Origin of the sequence: Hydrogenophaga sp. A37, from assembly GCF_002001205.1 — a bacterium.
GTDB lineage: Bacteria > Pseudomonadota > Gammaproteobacteria > Burkholderiales > Burkholderiaceae_C > Hydrogenophaga.
In genome coordinates this window covers 16,229-31,965 of sequence record NZ_MUNZ01000152.1, presented here as the reverse complement: position 1 = coordinate 31,965, position 15,737 = coordinate 16,229, and the positions used below count along the sequence as shown (strand labels likewise).

Below are 15,737 nucleotides of genomic sequence, written 5' to 3'. Positions count from 1 at the left end.
GTGGCGGAGTGACCGGGACCGGTGTGCCCTCACGCGGTGGGGACGGATCTTCCGGAAGTGGCACGGGAGCGGGTGCAGGCGCAGGCGCGGGCGCCGGTGGCGGCGCCGGCTGGGGCGCGGGCGCCGGTGGCTGGTTCGCCACGTTGACCGTGTGTGTCGCGCTGTCGCTCGCACCGTCCTGGTCCACGATGGTGTAGTTGATCACCACCGGTCCGGAGACACCCGGGGCCGAGGTGAAGGTCCACACACCGCCCACATTGCTCAGCGTGCCCAGCGCGGGGTCGGCCAGCGTGGCCACCGTCACCGTCAGCGGGCCTCCTTCGGGGTCGGTGTCGTTGTCCAACAGGTTCACCACCGTCGGCACTTCGGGCACCACCGCCTGCGCGTCATTCACCGCATCAGGTGGTTCGTTCACACCAACCACATTGATGTTGACGATTTCAGTTTCCGTTACGCCGCTAGGGCTGGTGACGGTGTAAGTGAAGCTGTCTGGGCCGGTGTAGTTCGGATCGGGTGTGTAGGTGAACTCACCGTTCGCGCCCAACACCAGGCTGCCATGGCTGGGGTTCGTGTTGCTGGAGACGATCGGCGAACCTTCAAAGTTGTCCGCATTGGCACCGCCCGTCAGTACATTGAATGTGATGGGTGTTTCTTCGTTGGTACTGACGTTGTCGGTGACGGTGTCCCGGACCGGCGTGATCGTGACTTGCACGATGTCGGTGGTGGTCGCAGAGCCGGAGACGTTGATCGCATCAAGGAAGTTGCCAAAGGTGGGATTGCCACCCGCCGCACTGACACTGTTGAACTGAAGGATCACGGCATGGCCAGTGACCGGTCCCAGATTGGCTTGGTACTGCTGCCAGGCGGTATTGCCGGTGGTGTAGTTCTGACTGAACAACACGGTGTCGTCGCCTCCTCCCAGCACGCCATCCGCACCCAGATCGATGGCGCTGACGTTCATGGTGTCGTCACCTGAACGGCCTCGGTGTGAAAAAGACAACTCAAGGTCCCCGCCTGAGATGGAGGGGGTGAAGGTTTGCGACAGGGTGGACACCAGGTTGGCGTTGAGCTCCGCAAACTGGTCGCCCTCAAAAGCTTCCACGCCATTGTGACCGGCGTCCCAGATTTCGATCATGTTGTCGCTGGCTGACGTGTCCCAGCCTGGAACCAGCGTTTCGTTCAACGAATGGAAGGCGTTGAGGTCTGCGAAATCTGGATTCTCAAAACCGGGGTTGATGAACCCCAGGTCCAGGGGTCGCTTGAGCGTGACAACCAGGTCGGCCGTGGTCGCACTGTTGTAGTCGGCCGTTGGAGTGAGCGTGAGCCCGTTCAAGGCCGCATTCACCGAAGTGATCGTTCCGGTCAGGATGATCTGGTTGCTGCCATTGCCGCTGACGCTGATCAGACCCGCGGTGCCCGAGAGCTGCAAGCTGCCGATGTCGCCAGGGATTTCAAGTCTTACCTCGACCACGGCATCGGTGTTGTCAGGGTCGGTGATGAAAATGCCGTTGCCGTTGGCACTGGAGAACACCACAGGTGTGTCCTCGGTGGTGGAGGCGATGGGCGGCGCATGGGTTTCCGGTACGTTGCCCGGTCCGACCGTGATGTTCAGCGTGCCCACGTCGGAGGCTGTGCCGTCGGTGACGGTGTAGTTCACCGAATCCGTCCCGTTGTAGCCCACTGGCGGCGTGTACGTGTAGCTGCCATTGGCGGCGATCACGATCGTGCCGCCCTGCGCCGTCGGGAAGGTGCCGGGCACCACCGTCAAGCTGTCGCCATCCAGATCGGTGTCGTTGGTGTCCAGATCGACAACCGAGGTGAACGGCGTGTCTTCGGGGACCGTGATCGCATCGTCGACCGCCACCGGTGCGTCGTTGACATCCCTGAACAACAAGTCTGTCGTCAACGGAACCGCATTGGAGCCATCGGCCGCCAACGCAGGAACACCTTCCAGATTGAAGGTGGTGCCCGTCAGGTTTTCGTCGTTGGGGTCGACGCCATCGTTGACATCGCTCCCTTCAAATGTGTCGAACAGGCCATCCCCGTCTGTATCGGTGGTGCTGGTGACAGAGGTCGGGCCACCGTCTCCACGCTCGGCCACATCCGCCGTGCCGTCGGCGTCGCTGTCGGAGTCGAGATAGTCCTCCGCGGTGTCACCGTCGGTGTCGACCGGGGTCAATCCCTCGCCAGCGCCCGGTGAGCTTTCGTAAATGTCATCCAGTCCGTTGCCATCACTGTCGGTGCCCGAGGGAGCGATGTATCCCGCTGTGGTTTGTGCCTCGACGTTGTCCGTGATGCCGTCGTCGTCGGCATCGATGTCCCGGGAGGTGCCCAGCGGAACCGCCACCACCCCGAACACCAGACCGTGCGGGTCGTTGCCGGTGTAGGTCAGTGTGAAGCTGGATATGTCCCCGGTGATCTCGTAGAAGGTGTAGCCGTTCGCCACGGTAGACAGGTTGGAGCTGACAACGGTGCCCGTCATGCCCGGCGTGGTGGATTCCACCCCATCAAGCAGGGAATACTGGTTGGATCCAAAGACGTCTGCGTTGGCCAGGACGGTGAGGTTGGTGCTGGACGTGATGGTGGTGAACGCCGTTCCGCCGAACTCCTGCGCCAGTCCGGCGATACCGATCACGAAGTGGTATTCATGATCAGCGGTATTGAGGCTGTCGGCCGTCGCGCCGTAGTCGATCTCGATCACGCGCGGAATCGAGCCGATCACGTCCAGGTACTGCGTCGGCATGGTCACGGAGGCGCCATACATCTCGACCGTCATCGAGGTGATGGGTGGCTGAAACCCCCGCCACTGGTCGCCACCCACCACGTCACCCGACAGCACGCTCACAGTGACACCACCGTTCGGGAGGGTGGCTGAGCCCGGGGGGTCGAGTGTGAAGGTGTGGCTGAATGGCGCGTTTTCCAGCACGTCGGCCTGCACCGTGGTGGGAGACACCATGGCGACAAGGGGGGTCCCTGCCTCCACCGAATCGATGATGCCGTCGTCGTCGTCGTCGATGTCGTCGTCGTCGTCGTTGACGCCATCACCGTCGAAGTCGGCAATGACGGTGATGTTCAGAATGCCCGTGTCCGAGGCTGTGCCATCGGTCACGTTATAGGCAACGCTGTCGCTGCCGGAGAAGCTGGCCGGGGGCGTGTAGGTGTAGCTGCCGTTGGCCGCGATCACGATGCTGCCGCCTTGGGTGGTCGTGAACGTGCCCGGCACCACCGTCAGGGTGCCGCCGTCCAGTTCGGTGTCGTTGGCGTCCAGATCGACCACCGAGGTGAACGGCGTGTCTTCGGTCACCGTGATCGACTCGTCCACCGCCACCGGGGGGTCGTTGACGGGACTGATGTCCAGCGTCAATGTCGAGGTGTCTGTGACCGTCCCGTCTGACAGCGTGTAGGTCGCTACCGGGATGGACCCGACGTAGTTGGCCACTGGCGCAAAGCTGTAGCTGCCATTGGCGTTGATGGTCAATGCGCCCACGCCGCCGATGGTGGCCGTGCTGCCGGCCGCGTGTACGGTGGCATCGCCAGCCACGGTGTATTGGGTGATGGTGAGGGTGTCGCTGTCGCCATCGCTGGAGTTGGCCAACAGGTCGTCGGCATCGCCATCGGCGACCGTCAGCGTCGTGTCCTCGGTCACGGTGTTGCTTTCGTCACCATCGACAGGGGCGTCGTTGGTGACAAAAGAGTCCAGCAGAAAGCTGCCCAGGTTGATGCCCCTGGGCCTCGCAACGGCATCGGTCCCGGTCGAACCATAGACGAACTGCGCCGAACTGAAGCCTGTGCTTGTGTAGGCTGTGACCGTGTTGGCCGCAGGATCGCCAAACACGTTGACCTCGTCGAGCCAGTTGGTTGGATCTCCCGCGACGGTGGGGTCCACGCGATAGAAGTCGTACCCCGCTGGATTGGGGGTGTTCGAAAAGCCGCCAGACTCCAGGTCGTCGCCGATCACCACCGAAGAGAAATCGGGCGACATGCCCACCAACTCGGTCATGTCGAAGGTGTCTTGGCTGTCGACGTCATTGAACACGAACCGGCCTGTGCTCGGCAGGGCAAATAGGTCGCTGGTTCCAGCCTCAACAAACGAGAACTGAACCTCGATCCTGGGATCGATGTTTGCAGACGATTCGAAGAAAATGCCGGCAACATCGCTGACCGACGCTCCATTCGTCACGTTCTCGACCGAGAGCACGGTCAGCAGCAGATCCACCGCTTGCCCTTGAATGGTGAACACGTTCTCAAACCGGACCACATCGCCCGCAACCACCGTGACGACTCCGGTGAACACGATACCGTTGAGGGTGGCAACGTCGGTGAAGCTCAACGTCTGGGGGAGCACTGTCGTGGCCAGCAAGCCATCCCAGTCGTCGGCCGCCAGCCCTTCGGCTTCAACCTCACCAACCTGGTATTCGAGTTGCCAGTCGCCCCCCCGAGCCAGAGCACCGGTATCGTCCATGGAGGCAGCCACATCGGCACCGGTCGCTTCAGCCAAGGCCTGCACAAACGCCTGACCGTCGCCCGTCTGCGCCACATCGCACCCGTAGAGCAGCAGGTCGGCTTCTGCCGACAGTGCCGACCTGATCACCGTCAGTTCGTCCGCGTATTCACCGGACACGGAAGACAGGTTCAATACCCCATTCCCCAGCTCCAACTGGCCGTCGCTGCCGTGGCTCAGGATGTGGATGGCATCGATGCCGGTGCGCCCCTGAAGAAGGCTGGCCATTTGCTCGACGCCGTCTGAAGCGCCGTCCAGAACCCAGACTTCGGACGCTGTCAGATCCAGCTCATCCAGAAGGTCGACAGCGGCCGCGTCGACAAAAATGACCTCCCGCCGAACCGACGACTCGGTGACTTCTTCTGCCGTGTCAGAGGTCGTGGACTGGTCCTCATCCTCCACCGTCTCAGTCACCGTGGCCTGCTCGTCCGCCACCGGTGTGTCTTCCTCGCTGGTCGCGGCCACATCCGGCCCCCCGTCCGATGTCGCGTCTTCGCTGTCCTGCGCCTCGGTGACCTCTTCTGCATCGTCAGTGGTTGAGGCCGGATCGTCTTCTCCTGTCTCGACGCCTTCTGCCGGCTCATTCACAACGCCCTGCTCGACATCGCCCACACGTTCATCCCCGGACTCAGCGGGATCATCGGCACCCACGGCTGGCTCATCGGGGAGGTCGGCCGCTGAGCCCTCGTCGGAAACTTCGATCACGGTCCCCAACACGGCCGCATCAAACACAATGCGCTGCTCCAGCAACATCGCGTGGCTCGAGGCGCGAACCGGTGACGCCATCACGGTCGTGCGTGTCCGCGTGGAGCGCCCGCATCCGCTCGTTTGCTCTGAGGCGGCCACGTACGCACCCAATGATTCGTTCCAGATCGACTGGTATGACTTGTTCATGTTGAAAGGCGTCTCAATTGGGCATTGGTTGGGGCATCAGACAGCCGCGCACCAAGACTTCCGCCCTCATCGGGGGTTGATCTGGGAGCGTAGGCGGAGCGTTCTTCGGCGATCCATCAAAAAGCATCGCAGTTCCGGGCCGGTTCCGGGCTTCGCCGCTTGGTGGAGGCAATCAAATCGAAAAGCACGGTGCAAACCGTCTCCGGCACTGGGCCGAATCTGTGCTCCATCTGGGGCAGCAACCAACAAGACGCCAGGAACCTGATCACGTCCAGCTGGTTGTTGATGCCCAGCTCCTGTGAGAGCATCCAGATCGGCTCATCACTCGAATACACCACCCTGACCAGCCTGCGAATGCCATTGGTGGCCGACGTGCCGATCCACTCCAGAAACCCCTTGGGGGGTGAATACCGGTAGGCCTTGATGATTTCATAGCTGAGGTCATCCAGGACACCCACGACCAGGCTGTCCAAGTCGCCTTCCAGCCGCTCGATCGTCTCGGTGCGGGTGGCAAAGCGGGGACAGTCGTCCAAGGTCGCGTTCTTGCGCAGCGAGGGCAGTTTGACAGGCGTGTTCATCACAATCTAGACCGAGTGAAGTTCAAGTGGGCTGGCAAAAAAGTTGTTGGCGGCCCTGAGCTGTTGGGCCAGACCCACGGCGCAAGGCGCGTCCTCCCCAAGGCCCAGCGCCAGTCGCATGACCTCGCCGCAGCTGGCGTCCACCGCCATTTCCAGGGCATGCCCGTCCAATGGGATCAGCCCCTCGACCTCGCGTTCCACGGCCAGGAAGTGCCTGGTGGCCAACCACGCAAAAGGGGCATCGCTCACCTTCAGCATCAGCGGGGCCACTCGCCAAGGAACGCCCAGCATGGGCATCGGATCGATCCCCGACATGTTCAAGAGCCTCAGCGCCTCCTCCCACAGTTGGGACAGTCCGGTCCGCCCTGAACGGTCCTTCAACAACTGCGGATAGGACTGCTCCGACGCGAGCGCCATCAATGAGGCCAGCTGCAGGAGCGCTTGGCCCCACAACACAGCGCCCATGTCATGCCGAAAATCCACCGAGTAGCCTGCACGCTCCAGACTGGCTCGCCAGCGCCGCACGCGGATGTTTTCCGACAGGTACAAACAAGGCCGATCGGCCGCAACGGCGTTTTTCGTGGGATCCGACCACCCGGTATGTCTGACGACACACCGAACCCAGTGCAACCCAGGCGCGGCATGGGCGGCCCATGTCAGTCGACGGATGCCCGGCAGCATGGCCACCACCGGCGTGCCCACAGGAACCCGCCCCTGCAGCTGCCGCGCCATGGGGAGCGCTTGGTCCGGCTCCACGCCAAACAGGACCAGGTCGGCACTGGCGACCCCTCTGCAAACCGAACACCGAGCCTTCGGCCTCTCGCAGTGGCACTCCAGGTCGGAAGCGAAGCTGACTTGCACGCCCTGTGACTGCAGTGCTCGGCCCAGTTGCACAGCAGACGCACCATTTCCAAGAACCAACACGCTGGCAGGCGAGACAGGGAGCGCAACGGTGCGCGGAACGCAGGGCGAGGTGCTCATGATCGATAGGCCATGTTCGTAAGGGGGAAAAGCGGAGGGAACACCCCGGTTGTCACGCGTTCACTGGAACCAGCAACATGCAAAGTTTCGAAAGCACATTGCATCCAGTTGTCTGTCGACAGGACTTTGATGCAATCGATTCCATCGGAGTGTCAAACATTTGACACTCTGTGAACGGATGCCAACTACATTTGCATACATTTCTCCGAATCTCGGTGTCTTTATGAAAACCGTCACGCTTCATCGAACCCTCAGTTCAGACCGCTGGTACCGATCCTGCCCGGTCGAACTGCAGACGGCGCTGATGCAGTTGTCGAGGCCCGTGCAGCTGACACAGGGGGAAGCGGTCTTTCATCTGGGGGAGGGTGGCAGCGGCTTGTACTGCGTCCTCGAAGGTGCGCTGCTGGTGAGCAACGTGAGCAAGGAGGGCAAGGTGGCCGTGCTGTCACAGGTTGAACCGTGCCAATGGTTTGGAGAGATAGCGACCATTGACCGTGGGCCGAGGCACTTCACTGCGCACGCCAATGAAGACTCCAAAGTCCTGTGCGTTGCAGGTGAAACATTGGAGCCCTGGCTCAACGCGCACCCCCTGTGCTGGAGGGACATCGGTGTCCTGGCCTGCAGCAAGCTGAGGGTGGCGTTGGACGCGCTTCAGGAGGTGTCACTCCTGACGCTGGATCAGCGAATTCTCAAGCGGCTGGAGCGCATCGCTTCGGGGTACGGAAGCCGAACAACGCCCAAGAAACGGGTGCGGGTGCCTCAAGAAGTGATCGCCCAGATGATGGGCGTGAGCAGGCAGAGCGTGAACCGGGCGCTGAAATCCCTGGAAGACGCAGGCCTGATTTCTCGCACCTACGGCATCGTGGAATTGCACGGCCCTGGATCGCAAGCCCCTGATGCCACACCCAGTTGATGCTCCATCACGCCCCGTGCGGGGCCGGTGATCAAACCTCGACCCCGAACTTCCTGGCCCGGCAGGCCACCGTTGCAGGTGACTTCACGGGGCAGGACGTGCCTTCACTCCCTCGCCCCTCTGGGGAGAGGGCTGGGGTGAGGGGCCACGCCTGCCCATACGCCCCCTCGCGCCAAAGACTTTGAGCCATGCTTTTCAGGCCCAGCGTGCTCAGCGATGCGTGTGCCTGACTGGCTCCTCGGCAGTGAGCGCAACGCGACCTGACAGGGGCTGTGTCCAGCAGCGGTCGTCCGAGACGACAGCGATCCTCGCAGGAACGATGGTCGGTTTGAGTTGCATGGCCGACATCGGACCATGCCCGAACGGAACTTCATCTTGAACGTCCGCTGCCCCCAGTTGCGAACTGGTGCTCGCGACCCGTTGCGGTCGTCCGGCAGTGGCCCTCATTGCAGCCATCCCGGTTGCAGCGGTCGGCAGGTTCTGACGCTGCAACTGCGTGCTTCCCAGTAAACTGCCCAACGGCTCGCGCGCCCGATCTGTCAAGCCGCTCAGGCACAGAGAGTCCAGTCGGGTTTGTCGGATCTGTTAAACCTGTTCATTCAACCGGTGTGTGACGCTACTGAGTTGATTACAAACGCACTTTGGGAATGTCATGAGACTTTGTTTTACGGCAGCGGTTGTGGGTATCCGGCGCCTTGCCCTTTAGATCAAACTTAAACATCACTTCTCCCCATGCAGTGCAACTTCTTCGCTTCAAACGTGGACTTGATTCCAGTCCTTGAGCAAGTAGAACGCAAGCATGCGATCAAATACTTCGCGGCTGGGCTATTTGCATCCTCTACACCGGTGCAAATCGACCTTGGCGCTGTGCTCACAGCCAGCAAGCATTGCAAAGATGATGGGTATCTGGTCACGCCTGCCAGTCTCGAAGTTGAGGCACGATCGGTCCCACAACGTAAAGGCGGGACTTTGTACGCAATCGATGCGCTCAAGAATCCGTCAAGTATCACGCTCCGCCCTGGGGGTATGGTCAGCAATACTGTGTTGCTCCCTGGTGTAGTCGGTACGGCCTCCCAGGATGAGGTGGCAGTTGTGCTTCACCGCACTTTCGCTTATGCAATTGGAAAGCACTTCAAGCGAGTGCAGTCGTACTGGGTTGGGCCATCAGCGTTTAGGTTGCTCGGTCAGGGCGTTCGCTTAACCATCTCCGCCAAAGCTCCTCGCGAATACGATCTTGCGCTAGTGGTGGAGCGTCATGTTTAACATGTCGGCCCATCGGACGGCCTGCGGCCTCCGCTGGCCTTACTCGTTATACGTCTGCAGAACAAGCTTGCGAATGAACAAAAAATTTAAACTGAGCGCCGATGAGATCGGACCAGTAGCTACCGGATTCGGATCGTGCTTTGCCTCAGATCACATAACTGTTGAGGGGCGCAAGGTTGGTTTCATGTATCGAGAGGCGCCAGACAACGAGCTGGACAGCGGCTGGCGGTTTCTTTCTGGCCTTGAAACACAAGAGTATCTAGACAATCCAGATCATCTTTCAATATATGACGTGAACACGATCGCCAACTATGACGCAAGCATTGCAAAGCACTTGACTGCTTCAGTTGGCTCTGCGTTCGCGAAAGCAGAGAATGGTGAATTTATTGAAGAGGCAGCACCGAGTGATCCCGACGCATAACTGTTGCTCGTCGCGCACACGCAGCAGCTGGATGCCGCTGTGCGGCGCTTGCTTTGTGCCGAACAGCGGCAACGTTAAACCTCTATGAAGTTCCTCGCGCCTTGGTACGAGAAGAAGGACGCTGCGCTTGTCGCTGAATTGAAAAGGGAAGTGCCGAAAGGGCATACTTTGCACGGCATTCCGGTCACCGCCCTGGGGTACCGAGACGATAAGGACGACGTGCTCTTTGCTCTGCAAGATGGAACGGGTCGCCTCGCGGCTGTTCATCTGACCTTTCAGGTCGAGACAGATGTTCGCTGGCCTACCTTTTCGATGTTTGCAAGCGAGGCCGAGTGGATTGAAAAGATGCAGGCTGATCATGCCGAGTTCGAGGCTTAACATGCCGGCCCATCGGATCGTCTGCGGCGTCCGCTGGCCTTAGTCGTTGAGCGACTGCTTTTCCCTTGGCCATCCGGCGGCTCCTGGCCGGCAGCGTGAGTACAAGGCAGCGCCATGAAGCCGCCCTTTGGTGGTTGACGAACTTCGCCAACTTCAGGCTGGTACGGCTGGTGTAGGGCAAGTCAATGACACCGCACAGAAGAAGCGCCTCTGCTCCAGCCGCAGGCCCCCACCCCAGCCCTCCCCCAGAGGGGGAGGGACAGGTCACTCAAGCCGCATGCAGCGGCAACGCCGTCTTGTACCGAACCTGCTTGAGCGCAAAGCTGGAGCGGATCTTCTCCACCTGCGCAATCGGTGAAATCTGTTCCAGGATGAAGCGCTCCAGCGCGGGCATGTCGGGCACGGCCACGCGCAGCAGGTAGTCGGCGTCGCCGGTCATGAGGTAACACTCCATCACCTCGTCGCGCAGGGTGATGCGCTCTTCAAAGGCCTGCAGCGTCTCGCGGCTCTGCTGCTTGAGGCTGATGGAGATGAACACGTTGAGGTGCAGGCCCAGCTGCTTCGCGTCGAGCAGCGCCACGTACTGCCGGATCAGGCCCCGCGCCTCCAGCGCACGCACCCGCGCCAGGCAGGGCGAGGGCGAGAGGTGCACGCGCCGGGCGAGCTCCACGTTGGACAGGCTGGCGTCGGTCTGGAGCTCTTCCAGAATCCTCAGATCGGTGGCGTCGAGGTGGTTTGTGCTTTGGTTGTTCATTTCAGCGGCATTTTATGGGTCACATCTGCCACAACACCCCACAAATCCACACCAACTGCCTGCGCCTTGTGCCTACAGTCACGCCATCAGGAGACCTTCGCCATGAACAACATGACCCCCGCTTGGCATCTGACCGCCAACGCCGACACCAACCCCGACGAAACCCAGGAGTGGCGTGACGCCCTGCTGTCGCTGGCGGCCAGCGATGGCCCGGCGCGTGTGCGCCAGATCCTCGACGAGCTGGCCCGCGTGGCACGAAACCAGCGCATCGGCTGGCAGCCCGAGCTGAACACGCCCTACATCAACACCATCGGGGTGGAAGAGCAGCCCGCCTTCCCCGGCGACCTCGCGGTGGAGGAGCGCCTGGCCTCGCTGATGCGCTGGAACGCGCTGGCCATGGTGGTGCGCGCCAACCAGGCGTATGGTGAACTCGGCGGGCACATTGCCAGCTACGCGAGTGCGGCCGACTTGTTTGAGACCGGGTTCAACCACTTCTTCCACGCGCGCAGCGACAGCCACGGCGGCGACCTCGTGTTCTTCCAGCCGCACAGCGCGCCCGGCGTCTACGCCCGCGCTTTCCTCGAAGGCCGCCTGAGCGAGGCCGACTTGCTGCACTACCGCCAAGAGATCACCGCACCGGCCAGCGGCTCGCGTGGCCTCTCCAGCTACCCGCACCCCTGGTTGATGCCCGACTTCTGGCAGTTCCCCACCGGCTCCATGGGCATCGGCCCCATCAGCTCGATCTACCACGCGCGCTTCATGCGCTACCTCACGCACCGGCAGTTGTTGAACTGTGAAGGCCGCAAAGTGTGGGGCGTGTTCGGCGACGGCGAGATGGACGAGCCCGAGAGCATGAGCGCGCTCACGCTGGCCGCGCGCGAGAAGCTGGACAACCTGGTCTGGGTGGTCAACTGCAACCTGCAGCGGCTGGACGGCCCGGTGCGCGGCAACGGCCGCATCATCGACGAGCTGGAAAAGCTGTTTGCCGGCGCGGGCTGGAACGTGATCAAACTGGTGTGGGGCAGCGACTGGGACGGCCTGTTCGCGCGCGACACCACCGGCGCCCTGGTGCGCGCCTTCGCCAACACGGTGGACGGCCAGATGCAGACCTTCGCCGCCAAAGACGGCCGCTTCAACCGCGACAACTTCTTCGGCCAGAACCCCGAACTCGCGGCGCTGGCCCAGGGCATGACGGACGAGCAGATCGACCGCTTGAAGCGCGGTGGCCACGACCTGGTGAAGATCCACGCCGCGTATGCCGCCGCAGCCGCGCACACCGGCCAGCCCACCGTGATCCTGGCGCAGACCAAGAAGGGCTACGGCATGGGCGCGGCCGGTCAGGGCAAGATGACCACGCACAGCCAGAAGAAGTTCGACGAGACCGACCTGATTCAATTCCGCAACCGCTTCAACCTGCCGCTGACCGACGAGCAGACCAAGGGCCTGGCCTTCTTCAAGCCCGCCGACGACAGCGCCGAGATGCGCTACCTGCGCGAGCACCGGACGGCGCTGGGCGGCGCCATGCCCCGGCGCGAGACCGCGTGTGAGGTGGTGCCGGTGCCAGCCATCGACGCCTACGCGCAGTTCGCCCTCAAGGCCGATGGCAAGGAGATGAGCACCACCATGGCCTTCGTGCGCATGCTCGGCACGCTGCTGAAAGACCCGGCGCTCGGCCCGCGCATCGTGCCCATCGTGGCCGACGAGGCGCGCACCTTCGGCATGGCCAACCTGTTCAAGCAGGTCGGCATCTACAGCAGCGTGGGCCAGCGCTACGCGCCGGAAGACATTGGCTCGGTGCTCAGCTACCGCGAGGCGCTGGAAGGCCAGATTCTGGAAGAAGGCATCAGCGAGGCCGGCGCGCTGGCGAGCTGGACGGCGGCGGCCACCAGCTACAGCGTGCACGGCCTGGCCATGCTGCCGTTCTACATCTACTACTCCATGTTCGGCTTCCAGCGCGTGGGCGACGCGATCTGGGCCGCGGCGGACCAGCGCTCGCGCGGCTTCCTGCTCGGCGCCACCTCGGGCCGCACCACGCTGGGCGGCGAAGGCCTGCAGCACCAGGACGGCAGCAGCCACCTGGTCGCGGCCACCATTCCCAACTGCAAGGCCTACGACCCGGCCTTCGCGGGCGAGTTGGCCGTGATCGTGGACGCTGGCATGCGCGAGATGCTGGTGGAGCAGAAGGACGTGTTTTATTACGTCACGCTCATGAACGAGAACTATGCCAACCCGGACCTGCCCGAGGGCGCGGCTGAGGGGGTCTTGAAGGGTGGCTACCGCTTCGGCCGCTTCGGACCGGCGGATGCCGCACAGCGCGTGACCCTGCTCGGCTCGGGCGCGATCTTCACCGAGGTGGTCAAAGCTGCGCAGCAGTTGGCTGAGCAAGGTGTGGGGGTGGACGTGTTCAGCATCACCAGTTGGAGCGAGCTGGCGCGGGATGGGGTGGCGCAGGCTGCGAGCGGAGCCGGTGCGTACCTGACGCAATTGCTGGCCAGCAGCGCCGGCACCATCGTGGCCGCCACCGACTACGTGCGCGCCGTGCCCGAGAGCGTACGCGCCTTCATGCCTGAGGGCCGGCGCTACGCCACCCTGGGCACTGACGGCTTTGGCCGCAGCGACACGCGTGCGGCATTGCGTGCGTACTTTCAGGTCGATGCGGCGAGCATCGTGAAGGCGGCGCTGGGGGCAGTGAGATCGTCTGCGGTCTGATCGCGGTTTGCCATGGGCGGGGTGACTGCGCGCAGCAGCCCCTCACCCCAGCCCTCTCCCCAGAGAGGCGAGGGAGTAAGACACCGCGCTCGCGAATGGAGGTGGAGCGAGCGCGCCCCATCCAGAGCACCCGTGGAACCGGCTTTGCCGGGCCACTGGGTGCGCCCCCCTTCCAGGGGGGTGACGCCGAAGGCGGCGCGGGGGGATGACCTCATGCCTGCCCCTCACCCCAGCCCTCTCCCCAGAGGGGCGAGGGAGTGAAGGCAGGCTCGCTGAGATCAGGACCCAGGCGTCAAACCGCCAGACCGAACTTCTTCGCCCGATACGCCACCGTCGCGCGGCTGACCCCGAGCTCGCGTGCTGCGGCCGACAGGTTGCCCCCACAGCGCCTGATGGCCTGGCGCAGCAGGGCCAGTTCGGCCTGCTCCAGCGGACCGCCCTGCGAAGCGCCTGGTGCCGTGCCCGACGCCGCGTCTGGTGCGGGCGCCGGGCGGGCGCCCAGCAGGCTCAGCGTGGCCGGACCCCCATCGCGCCACGCCAGCGACAGCACGTCCTGTGCCAGCGACTCGCCGCTGCTGAAGAGGTGGTGCACCTCGATCGCCTCGCCGTCGCCCACGAGGATCACGCCGCGCTCCACCAGGTTCTGCAGCTCGCGGATGTTGCCGGGGAAAGCGTAGTTGTACATGGCCTTCACGGCGGCCTGGCTGAAGCCCGCCACGCTGCGGCGGTGCCGTTTGTTGTAGTGCGCCAGGAAGTGGCCCATCAGCAGCGGAACGTCGTCGCGCCGGTCGCGCAGCGGGGGCAGGTGGATGGGGAACACGTTCAGGCGGAAGAACAGGTCTTCGCGGAACCGCCCCTCGCGAACCGCCTGGCGCAGGTCCACGTTGGTCGCCGCGATCACGCGCACGTCCACGGCGATGGTCTTGCTGCCGCCCACGCGCTCCACCTCCCCTTCCTGCAGCGCGCGCAGCAGCTTGCCCTGTGCCACAAAACTCAGGGTGCCAACTTCGTCGAGAAACAGCGTGCCGCCGTGGGCCCGCTCAAAGCGCCCGGCGCGTGACGTGCCCGCGCCGGTGTATGCGCCGCGCTCCACGCCAAACAGCTCCGACTCCATCAGGGTCTCGGGAATGGCCGCGCAGTTGATCGCGACGAAGGGCTGAGCGGCGCGCGGGCTGATGCGGTGCAGGGTGCTGGCGAACATCTCTTTGCCCACGCCGGACTCGCCGGTGAAGAGCACGGTGGCGGTGGTGGGCGCCACGCGCTGGAGCATGTGGCAGGCCGCGTTGAACGCGGACGAGGCGCCGACCATGGTCTGGTCCGGCCCGGGGTTGGCGGCCGCGTAGGCCTCCAGATCGGCCACCGGCACCACCCCATTCTCGGCTGCCGCGGTGCTGCCCACAAAGGCCTGCGCGTTCAGGTAACGCAGGTCTTGCTGCACGTCGTCCCACAGGTCGACGGACTTGCCGATCACACGGCAATGGGCGTCGCCCGACGAGCGGCAGCTCACCTCTCGAAAGACGACCAGGTGACCGAACAGCGTGCTGACGTAGCCGGTGGCATAGCCCACCTGCATCCAGCAGGCCGGCGACCCGCCCACGCCGTAGGCGGCGATGTGTTCGTCGTCTTCGCTGGAGTTGTGCCAGAGAAACTCGCCCTCGTACGCGCTGGCGGTCGCGTCGTAGCTGGCGTGCACCAGCTCCACCTTGACCACGCCCTCCAGCGCGTGCAGGCGCGTGCCCGCCATGGCGGCGGCGGTGGGGTCGGCTTCGGGCCACTGTTTGCGCACCAGTTGCGCATCGCGCGCACCGCTCACATAACCCGCCCGCGTGAGCAGCCCGCGCGCCTTGTCCAGGCCGATGCTGTCGATGAGTTCGCGGCGCAGCGAGCCCAGCGATTCCGAGTGCAACAGCACCATGCGCTGGTCCTGCAGCCAGATGCGGCCATCGCCCGGCGAAAAGAACAGGCACTCGCTCAGGTCGGCCACCGTGGGGTGGGCCGCCTGGCTGATGGCGTTGGCGTTGGCGTCAAAACCCGCCAGCGGGTGCGGCTCACTGGAGGACCTCCGCCCAGCGGGCTGCGGCTCGAGCTCACTGGGGAACGTCCCGGCGCTGCGCTCGTGCGCCAGCCCGGACGCCGCGTGGCTGGCGTTCGCGAGGCGGGCCAGATCGGCCAGGGAGATCCGTTGTTTGGGCATGGTGTTGGGTGAATTTTTTGATGTCTGGTGAAAACGTGAACATCAAAATTGGTTACCAATCATAAATAAATGGCCGGGCGCAGGCTAGGTGATCCGGCCATTTTTCGCCCTAGGGAAAGTCCTGATCTTTCCCTCTGAAAAACCCACCCTC

General features: G+C 63.3%; 9 protein-coding genes. 4 read left to right on the top strand and 5 right to left on the bottom strand.

The features are described 5' to 3' along the window. From B0E41_RS21395 to B0E41_RS21385, 3 genes are all read right to left on the bottom strand, one after another. Positions 1–5,395 (bottom strand): Ig-like domain-containing protein (locus tag B0E41_RS21395; protein WP_143433950.1); only part of this gene is annotated, 5,395 nt, incomplete at its 3' end. A gap of 116 nt (positions 5,396–5,511) precedes the next feature. Continuing rightward, a complete protein-coding gene (locus B0E41_RS21390) occupies positions 5,512–5,973 on the bottom strand; it encodes a hypothetical protein (RefSeq protein WP_077334259.1) in 462 nt (153 codons plus the stop codon). A 6-nt stretch (positions 5,974–5,979) separates the two neighbouring features. After that, positions 5,980–6,654: a hypothetical protein gene (locus B0E41_RS21385; protein WP_143433949.1), complete on the bottom strand. Its 675-nt coding sequence runs from the start codon at positions 6,652–6,654 to the stop codon at positions 5,980–5,982. Between the two features lie 523 nt (positions 6,655–7,177). On the opposite strand from B0E41_RS21385, the gene B0E41_RS21380 reads away from it, so the two are divergent. The 3 genes from B0E41_RS21380 (at position 7,178) to B0E41_RS21370 (ending at position 9,929) form a co-directional block, all read left to right on the top strand. Then, a complete protein-coding gene (locus B0E41_RS21380; RefSeq protein WP_171984842.1) occupies positions 7,178–7,867 on the top strand; it encodes a Crp/Fnr family transcriptional regulator in 690 nt (229 codons plus the stop codon). Between the two features lie 1,336 nt (positions 7,868–9,203). After that, a complete protein-coding gene (locus B0E41_RS21375) occupies positions 9,204–9,551 on the top strand; it encodes a DUF2185 domain-containing protein (RefSeq protein ID WP_077334253.1) in 348 nt (115 codons plus the stop codon). An 84-nt stretch (positions 9,552–9,635) separates the two neighbouring features. After that, positions 9,636–9,929, top strand: a complete 294-nt coding sequence (locus B0E41_RS21370) for a hypothetical protein (protein WP_077334251.1) — start codon at positions 9,636–9,638, stop codon at positions 9,927–9,929. A gap of 268 nt (positions 9,930–10,197) precedes the next feature. On the opposite strand, the gene B0E41_RS21365 is transcribed toward B0E41_RS21370, so the two are convergent. Then, entirely contained in the window at positions 10,198–10,683 is a 486-nt protein-coding gene (locus B0E41_RS21365) for an Lrp/AsnC family transcriptional regulator (protein WP_077334249.1), read from the bottom strand. Positions 10,684–10,785: 102 nt separating this feature from the next. On the opposite strand from B0E41_RS21365, the gene mdeB reads away from it, so the two are divergent. Beyond that, on the top strand, positions 10,786–13,392 hold the full coding sequence (mdeB, locus tag B0E41_RS21360; RefSeq protein WP_077334247.1) for an alpha-ketoglutarate dehydrogenase: 2,607 nt from the start codon (positions 10,786–10,788) through the stop codon (positions 13,390–13,392). Between the two features lie 292 nt (positions 13,393–13,684). On the opposite strand, the gene B0E41_RS21355 is transcribed toward mdeB, so the two are convergent. Beyond that, positions 13,685–15,586: a sigma-54-dependent Fis family transcriptional regulator gene (locus tag B0E41_RS21355; protein WP_077334245.1), complete on the bottom strand. Its 1,902-nt coding sequence runs from the start codon at positions 15,584–15,586 to the stop codon at positions 13,685–13,687. Positions 15,587–15,737 lie beyond the last annotated feature (151 nt).